6 protein-coding genes and 1 pseudogene are annotated in these 8,206 nt (G+C 74.7%); 1 reads left to right on the top strand and 6 read right to left on the bottom strand.

What is annotated here, in order from left to right:
* Positions 1 to 28 precede the first annotated feature (28 nt).
* On the top strand, positions 29 to 796 hold the full coding sequence (locus ACFU6K_RS22675) for a hypothetical protein (RefSeq protein ID WP_380665734.1): 768 nt from the start codon (positions 29 to 31) through the stop codon (positions 794 to 796).
* 147 nt (positions 797 to 943) lie between these two features.
* Here ACFU6K_RS22675 and ACFU6K_RS22670 read toward each other — a convergent pair.
* The 6 genes and pseudogenes from ACFU6K_RS22670 to ACFU6K_RS22645 form a co-directional block, all read right to left on the bottom strand.
* Positions 944 to 1,492: pseudogene (locus ACFU6K_RS22670) on the bottom strand (transposase); the annotation flags it as partial.
* A 41-nt stretch (positions 1,493 to 1,533) separates the two neighbouring features.
* Positions 1,534 to 2,043 (bottom strand): exonuclease domain-containing protein, encoded by a 510-nt coding sequence (locus tag ACFU6K_RS22665; protein ID WP_380665732.1) that lies wholly within the window; start codon positions 2,041 to 2,043, stop codon positions 1,534 to 1,536.
* Positions 2,043 to 3,149, bottom strand: a complete 1,107-nt coding sequence (locus ACFU6K_RS22660; protein ID WP_380665730.1) for a hypothetical protein — start codon at positions 3,147 to 3,149, stop codon at positions 2,043 to 2,045. The genes ACFU6K_RS22665 and ACFU6K_RS22660 overlap by 1 nt, the downstream gene beginning before the upstream one ends.
* Positions 3,150 to 3,151: 2 nt before the next feature.
* A complete protein-coding gene (locus tag ACFU6K_RS22655; protein WP_380665728.1) occupies positions 3,152 to 3,979 on the bottom strand; it encodes a thiopeptide-type bacteriocin biosynthesis protein in 828 nt (275 codons plus the stop codon).
* 17 nt (positions 3,980 to 3,996) lie between these two features.
* Entirely contained in the window at positions 3,997 to 5,118 is a 1,122-nt protein-coding gene (locus tag ACFU6K_RS22650; RefSeq protein WP_380665726.1) for a lanthionine synthetase C family protein, read from the bottom strand.
* Positions 5,115 to 8,123 (bottom strand): lantibiotic dehydratase, encoded by a 3,009-nt coding sequence (locus ACFU6K_RS22645; RefSeq protein WP_380665724.1) that lies wholly within the window; start codon positions 8,121 to 8,123, stop codon positions 5,115 to 5,117. The genes ACFU6K_RS22650 and ACFU6K_RS22645 overlap by 4 nt, the downstream gene beginning before the upstream one ends.
* Positions 8,124 to 8,206: the final 83 nt, after the last annotated feature.

Genomic DNA, 8,206 nt, shown 5'->3' with positions numbered 1-8,206 from the left:
CAATGCCGCTTCCGTACAAGGAGACAGTATGCCCAGAGACATCGCCACGGTCTGCCTGGAGGCGACCCCTGCCGAGAATGTCATGGCCGCTCTCACTGCCTCCCTCGCCCCCTTCGCGCACGAGGCCCAGCCGGTCGACAACCGCTGGCAAGGGGAATGGGACTGGTGGCACGTCTACGGAGGCGACGGCGAGCATGGCCTTGCCGTCCGTCTGGGCCATGAGAACGACCCGCGACTGATCCGTCATCCCACCTGGCTGGACGGCTCCCCACGCCCGGCACAGCCCGCACACCGTTGCGACGGCGGGCCCCGAGGCCTCCTCGACCTCGACACCGAGCGCACAGCCGCAGCTGTCGCAGCTGCCACCGAGTGGGATGCCTGGTTCACCTTCGCTGCCCGGTTCCCACCGGCCCACTCCCTCCGGACAATCACCGAGCGCAGCCGGTCCGGGTCCTCCGCTGCCGGCTCGGCCTACCAGGCGTTCAGGAAACAGCCGCTCATCCAGGCCATTGCCGCCTGGCAGCAGTCCGACCCGTACGCGCCCACCTGGACGAAACACTCAGACCCCATCGGGCACTTCGACGTGAGCCGTGAACAGTACATGCATCGAGCCGCGATACGGGTCCAGACCACGAATATCCTGGTCACCATCGACGGCCGGTGGATCGACCGCTTCGAGTACACCCCCACGCCGCAGCAACCGGTCGCGGCCAACGCGTACTTCGACTTCGCGGACCAGTACCTCCACAACCTGCCGGAGGACGCCATCATCGTCCGTGTCCGATTCCATTCGTGACTTCTGGCCGTCAGCGCGGACTTGCCTCGTTCAAAGCCATCGGCCGGGCCCGTCCGCCTGGCCCAAACGGTCGCCGCGCTGGCCCGGCTAAAGCTTGTTGCAGAAGTCCGGGCGCGGGCAGGCCTATGTGTGGTCTGGCCTGCTGGTTCACGGGGTTCGGGCGAGGTTGTGCATGTGGGTGGCGGCCTGCACCGCGTGGTGCAGGCCGTCGCCTTTCTGTCGGCAGTCTCGGAGGATCTTGTAGTTCTTCATGCGGGCGAAGGTGTGCTCGACGCGGGCGCGTACGCGGCGGTGTTCGGCGTTGTCCTCCTCCTGGGCTCGAAGGAGCGGGCGCCCGGGTCGTCGGCGGTGAGGGACGACCAGGCCGGTGTTGAGGTAGGCGCCGTCCGCGAGCACGGTGGTGCCGGCGCAGGTGGCGGGCAGGTCGGAGGCCCGCCAGGCGTGGGCGTCGGCCCTGTTGCCCGGTACGGGGCGGGCGGTGGCGACCACGAGGCGGGTGTCGGCGTCGATGACGACCTGCACGTTCGCCGAGAACCGGTAGTTGCGGCTGGACGCGGCCACCGTCCGGTCCCGGACCGGGATCAGGGTGCCGTCCACGATCCACAGCCGCTCCGCGCCCGGTCGCGGGCGTGGAGCGGCTTCCAGGGCCAGGAGCGGACCCAGGCGCCGGACGATGCGGCGCACCGTCGCCGTCGACGGCAACCGTCCGGCGCGCATCACTTTCCGAGTTCATGTCGTTACTCGACGCTGTCGGCAAGGTGCTGGTTCCCGGCGAGCGACTCGGGCTGGATCATTCGGCGCTCCCCTTCTCCTTGGTGCAGCGGACACCCAGCCGGGCGGGACACCCCCCTCCAGGGGGCGACCGCCATGTTCCGAAAGGAGCGTGGATCGGTGGCGCGGCCGCAGCCGGCGGCCGGGCGCCACGTCGGCAGGTGCCGCAGCAGCGCGCCGTAGTCGGTGTGGGCGTTGTGCGCGGCGATCCAGGCGCCCTCCAGGTCGGCGTGCACCCGCTCGGCGATCTGCTCCCAGGTCGGCGCGCGGGCGACGTCCTGGTTGGTGATGCGGTGCACGCGCATCGCGGGCTGCGTGATGGGGCGCGGCGGGCGGATCAGGCTGGAGCGTGCCGACGAGGGCACCGGTTGCCCGGCCGCCACGGGGATGGCGGCGACCTCGATCAGGTCCGGCGGCTGGGCGGCGTTGCCCTCCACGTCCACGACCACGACCCGGGGCCAGGTCTGGTAGTCCATCACCGCTCCTTGCCGGCGAGGCTGCGCACCAGCACCGAGCGGCTGCGCTCCAGCGCCGCGGTGAGGTCGTTCCGCAGCTGCTGAGGGATCAGCTCGGTGCCGAGTCCGCAGGCGGCCACGGTGGCGGTCAGCCGCTCGCGCTCGGTGCCGGTCAGCAGGCCGGAGCAGCCGGGGTGAGCGAGGACTTCCCGGGCGGCGTAGCCGTCGCCGTGCTCCAGCGTCCGGGCGATCAGGGAGCGGGCGGTACTGGCGGCGGCCGGCTGGCCGGTGCCGCCGGCGGCCTCGATGAGGGTGAGTCCGAGGCGGGTGTCGAAGACGGCGAACCGCGGTTCGCGCTGGTGCTGCTCGTAGCCGTCGAGCATCGGGGCGGGGTCGGCGGCAGGGTGCCCGGCGTGCCGGCGGCACAGCGCGGCCAGGCAGGCGGTGACGGTGGCTTCCCAGGGGTCGCCGGGCAGGGTGGCGGCGATCAGGTCGAGCGCGCCTTCGGTGTCGCCGCCGCAGGCGAGGGCGAGCACGGCGATCTGCCGGCCCTCGAACATGCGCCGTCCGATCGTGCCGGGCCGCGCGAGGTGATCGTGGGCCTGCGCCCACCGGCCCGCCCGTACCAGCGCGCGGGCGCCGTCGAAGAGGAACGTGCCGCGCGTCCACCGCACCATCTCGGTGTGGTCCGCGTCGGTGGCGGTGAGCGTGCTGACGGGCACCGTGATGCCGTCCACGGTGGTGTCGGCGCGGGCGGCGACCGCGCGGTTGAGCTCGTGGAGCATGCGGAACGCCTGGTCGGCGTCGTCCTCGCGGATCCGCAGGCTCGCCAGGTTGACCAGCGGGGCGAGGGAGTAGCACGCCTCCTTCCCCGGCAGCGGCCGGACGGCGAAGAAGATCTCGGCGTGGTCGGCGCACAGCTTGCGGGCCAGGCCGTGCAGGCCGACGTCGCAGGCCAGCAGTGCGGCACCGTTGTGCACCGACGATGCGACCGTGGTGTCGGCCGTGTCGTCGGCCTGCACGGCGAGCTCGCCCAGGCGGCGCACCCGGTCCTCCAGCGGCCGGCACGGCGGGCGGAAGCGGCGGGCGAGGGGGAAGCGGCCGGTGGTCTCGGTCAGCTGGGCCATGGTCACTCCTGTCCGAAGACGACGCGGCCAGCGGTGGTGGCGAGGGCGCCCTGGGCGGTGGGGGGCAGGCCGAGCCGGTTGAAGTGGAAGAGCAGGTGCTGGGCGCAGACGGCGCGCAGGCCCCGGGTCAGGTGGCCGTCGTGGGCGAGGCGGCGCAGTTCCTGGCCGGCCAGCGTGTGGGTGTCGATCCAGGGGGCGGCGAAGGCGAGGGTGCCGGTGGCGAGTGCGCTGCCGGGGCCGGTGTCGACGGACATCAGTCGCTGGACGGCGGGGGTGAGCCGGTTGGCCTGCGCGGGGTCGGGGGCGGGCCGGTGGGCGGCGACGCGGGCCCAGACGTCGCCCTGCTCGTACCACTCCTGGCCGGCTCCGCGCAGCAGCGCGGTGGCCAGCAGGACGGCCAGCTCGCGCCGCTGGCCGGGGCCGCGGTGCCCGGCGAGGTGGGCAAGGACGTGGCGGCTGTCGCGGTGGAACAGGTCGTGCGCCGCGTCCATGCCCGATGTGCCGCCGAACGCGAGCACTTCGGGCTCGTAGACCACCCGGGTCCAGGCGGTCACCGGGCCGGCGGCCCGCGCGGCGGTGAGGGCGCCGGTGAGGGCGGCCTCGACGGTGTGGGGGCCGGTGCCGGGCCCGGGCTGGTAGCGCAGCCGCCACCGGTCGCCCTTGCGGACGAAGTGCCAGTGCGTGAGGTGCCCGGCCTCCTCCGCGCCGACGAGGACGGGCCATAGGTGAGCGAGCGCGGCGGGCTCGGCGGCGGCCGGGTCGGTGAAGTGGACGTGCAGTTGGAGCATGGAGGCGGCGTCGTCCGGCCAGGGCCCGGGCGGGTTCGTCAACGCGCTTTCCCTTTCGGCTAGTTGAGGAGCAGGCAGGAGTCCCAGCCGGACAGCACCGTGCGGGTGGTGGCGGTGTGCCGGGCCAGGGCGGCGCCGGTGGCCCCGTCGAGCAGTCCGACCGGGTCCTCGCCGGCCGGCGGCAGGTGCTCGGCGAGGACGTCCAGCTGCTCGGCGAATGCCGGGCCCGAGCTGTCCTGGGCGACCCGCCACACCGTCTGGAACAGCCCGGCGGTCCCGTGGCACAGCCCGTCGTCGGTGACGCGGCTCAGCTGCGCGGGGTCGGTGAGGCAGCCGAGCAGCGCCGTCTCGGCCATCCGCCGGCGGGCGGTGTCGCCCAGCGCGAGACCGGCCAGTTGCTGGGCTCGGGCCAGCCCAGGGGTGCCGTAGCACCAGGACGGCCGCAGCGGCCCGCGCTGGCGGGTGCGGCGGGCGGCTTCCTCGGAGCGGGTGACGGCTTCGGGCCACCACGGTCCGGCCGCTCCCTCCTGGCGCCAGCCGTCGAGCCACGCGCAGATCGTCCGGATCGCCTCGATCTGGCCGGGCACGGACACCCGTCGGCGGACGGCGAGGGAAAGCAGCGCGAGGGGGCCGGCGATGCCGTGCGCGAGGCCGAGGTTCCCGTGCCCGCCCGGGTAGTCGGGCGAGCGCTCCCCGGACGGCGCCAAGTGCGTCCACCAGCCGGGCAGGCCGACCGGAAGCGGCTCGGCCAGGCGCACCAGGTAGGCCAGGACGGCGGGCAGCAGATCGCCGCCTCGATGGTGGCGCAGCAGGTGCGCGCCGATGCCGGTCATCCCGTAGAGCAGGTCGTACTCGCCGAACTCCGGCAGGTCGCCCCGGTCGATGCGGGCGTGCGCGGCCTCCAGCCGGGCTCGGGTCGTCGTCTCCACCGCCCGGTCCAGGGCCTGGACGGCGCGCTCGTAGCGGCCGGGCCCGATCGTCGCGGTGTGGACGGCGTACGCGGCGGCCGGCGCCCCATAGAACAGGCCCATGCCGTGACCGGAGCTGACGCCGCCGCGCAGCGCCGCCGCCAGGTGGGCGTGGACGCTTCCCCAGCTCCCCCGACCGCTGGCGGCCTGCTCGATGTGCAGCAGGGCGACGCCGGCCGCGCCCTTGGCGAGGGACTGGGCGGCCCGGTTCACCGCTGGGCCTTCGCGGTGTGGGCCAGCGCTGCGGCGCGGGCCAGGCGGTGGCAGAGCCGCTCGCGCTCCGGGTCGATTCCCAGCGCCCGCACGTGGTGCATGTGGAGCAGGGACAACAGCACCGACTCGTCGGCGGGGTCCGTCTCCTCGAGCCGGTCGCGGTAGGCGGCCAGCGCCCGCTGCCGCTGCTCCCAGGCGTCGGCCACGGCCCGGCCGGTGGGGGTCTCGCGCAGGGCGGCCCAGTTGCCGTCGGGGTTGCCCAGGGCGACGGCCTGCTGGTGGACGGTGCGGGGGACCGGGGTCGGCGGCGTGCCGCGGGCCGGGATGCTGGTGGAGAGCCGGCGTATCCCTGTGTGGATGCCGTTGAGGCCGGTGGCGATGGCCACCATGCTGGCCGCGGTGACCGCGCGCGGGTCGTGGGCGGTGTGGAGGAGCTGGGTGACGGCGGCGCGGGAGTCGGCGGCGAACACCGCCTCGGCGGCGGTCATCGCCGCGCCGTGCCCGTAGCGGCCCGCCTCGGGGTGGTAGGTGTCCAGCTGCAGATGGGTGATCAGACCCAGGTCGCGCAGCCGGGCGGCCCACGCCCCGAGGTGCCCGGCGGCCGGGCCGTAGGCGGCGGTGTCCGGCAGCGGCAGGCGCAGCCGCAGGTGCGGATCGGGGTCCTTGTAGCGCAGGAACCACCACAGCGGGGTGTCGAACGCGGCGAGCAGTGCGGGCAGGTGGGCGGTCAGGATCTCGGTGTGCCGGTGCGGGTGGGCGTACAGCCTCGCGGACAGGTAGGGGGAGGATCCGGGCAGGTGGCCGGAGGTCCGCATCGCGACCGCGCCCCGGTGGCCGGGCCTGGCCGGCGGACGGGTGCCGGCCAGGGGCAGGGTGATCTCGTGGGGGCGGCCGTCGATCCAGCCGAAGGCGGCCGGGTCGGGGGCTTCGGTGAGTTCGGCCACCGGGTGGGCGTCCAGGTGGTCGCGCAGCAGCACCAGATGGGAGCTCTCGCCGAGGTCCAGACTCAGGCGCAGGTCGTGCTGGGTGAGGAACACCCGGCCGGGGACGCGGAAGCGGGACAGCCAGTCGGCGGCGGCCTGCTGCCATCGCGGCCACGGGGCGGTGCGCGGCGGTAGCACGTCGGCGGGCAGGTTCCAGCGGGCCGGGGAGAGGATCGTGCGCCGGTAGCGGATCCGGGGGCGGAACGGCATGCGCCCGGCGGCGCCCCAGTCGAACGCGGTGTAGGTGGGGGTGTGGGCGGTGGTGATCTCGCACAGGAACCGGGCGAGGGGCTGGGTGTTGTTGCGGAACTCGATCGCGTTCATCACCCGCGGCTCGACAGGCCGGCCGGTGGACAGGCGCAGCAGCCACATCCGGTCCACGTCGCCGCACACCGCCAGGTCCTCCAGGTCGAGGACGGCGTGTGCGGGGTCGGGGTGCTCGGCGAGCGGGAGCAGCAGCGGGAGGACGGCGGGGGCGCGGCCGACGTTGGTGACGCGGGTGTGCAGCGGCGGGGCGCACACCTGCACCGGGTCGGCGTCGCCGTCCAGCGTCGGCAGCGCCGCGTAGGCGGCGGTCATGCGGTCGCGGTCGGCCGGGGCGAGCAGGTCCAGGAACCTGCCCGTGGTGGTGCCGGCCGCCCGGGGGGTGCCGGTCACGGTGAGGGTGAAGTCGCCCCGGTCCAGGTGCTCGCGGGTCGGCGCGGTGAGGGTGAACGTCAGCTCGGCGTGCGGCTGGACGCGGCCGCCGACCGCCGGCCGCGCCAGGTTCTCGACGGCCTTGTCGTCGAGAACGGTTTCGAGGCGGCCTTCGACGGCGGCGGCCTGGGCCAGTGCCAGAAGCTCGGCGTCGCGGCCGTTCAGGCTCGGCGCGGGCAGCTCGTGAACCGCGTCGCGGTAGCGGGCCGGGAAGCCGAGGCCGGTGTTCGGGTTGGTGATCTCCTGGACCGGGACCACGGCGCCGCTCCCGTACCGCTCCAGGTAGCGGCCCCGGTAGTCACGCCAGGCCGGGAGCCCGCCGGGTTGCGGGGTGAGACGGGTCAGCACGGTGACGGCGGCCGCGGCCTCGCGCGCCACCGCCGTCGGCAGGGTGAGCGCGGCGTCGAGGCGCAGGTCGACCATCAGCGGCTTCTCGGCGGCGGCGGCCCGCGCCATGGTGGAGCCGGTACGGGCCCGCAGCTGCCGCCCGTGTGCACGGCCGGTGTTGTGTCGGTACAGGTCCTGACGGACGTCGCGCAGTACGGCGAGCAGCGGCGCGGCCGAGCCGATGCCGGCGGCTCCGGCCCGGTCGAGGACAGCGAGGACGTGGCCGAGCGGGTCGGTGGCCGTCATCGGCGGCCGCAGCGCGGTCAGCAGCACCCGCCGGGCGACCAGCGCGCGAAGCAGCTGCCGGATCGCGGCGGGGTCGTTGCGGGGGAACTCCTCGGCGAGCCGGCCGGCCAGCTCGCCGAAGCTCAGCGGGGTCGCGGCCGCGCGCACCGCGGCTTCGACCGGGCGGGTGCGGCGTACCGCCACCTCCAGCGGGTCGCCGCCGTGGACGGGGTTGGCCTGCCACGGCACGACCAGGCGCTCGCCCCGGGCGAAGCACAGCGGGTTCGCGACCACCGGCAGCCGCTCCAGCAGCAGTTCGTCGCTCTCCAGACGGGCGAGGACGTCGGCCAGCCACGCCGCGTCCGGCCGGGCGACCGCCTGGTGCGCGTCGCCGAGGGCGAGGGAGAGTCGCTCTCCGAGGCGGGCGGGCGCAACGCCGGCGAACAGGCCGAACGGGGTGGCCCGGGACTGCGTCCGCAGCACGTACTTGAGGACCGACACGGTGATGCGCCGCACCTGTCGCCGTGTCCGGCCCCGCCCGTCGATCACCGCGCGGACCTGGTCGGCCAGCACAGGGCTCGCGGCCTCGACGGCCTCGACGAACCGGGCATGCGACCAGACCTTGTCCAGCCAGGCCCGCCACTGCTCCGCGTCCCCGCCGGCCAGGTCCGGCCAGGTCGGTTCGACGGTCAGGGCCCCCGCCCTGAGCAGCACGGCATCCACGGCACGGTACAACGCTCATCACCCCCACGAGAAGACGGAAAGGGCCCGGCGGGCGGGCGGGGACGTTTCGGTCC

It is taken from the genome of Kitasatospora sp. NPDC057512 (assembly GCF_042802135.1).
In the GTDB taxonomy this organism is placed as follows: domain Bacteria; phylum Actinomycetota; class Actinomycetes; order Streptomycetales; family Streptomycetaceae; genus Kitasatospora.
The sequence above is the reverse complement of the archived record's forward strand: the minus strand, read 5'-3'. Positions and strand labels throughout refer to the sequence as shown.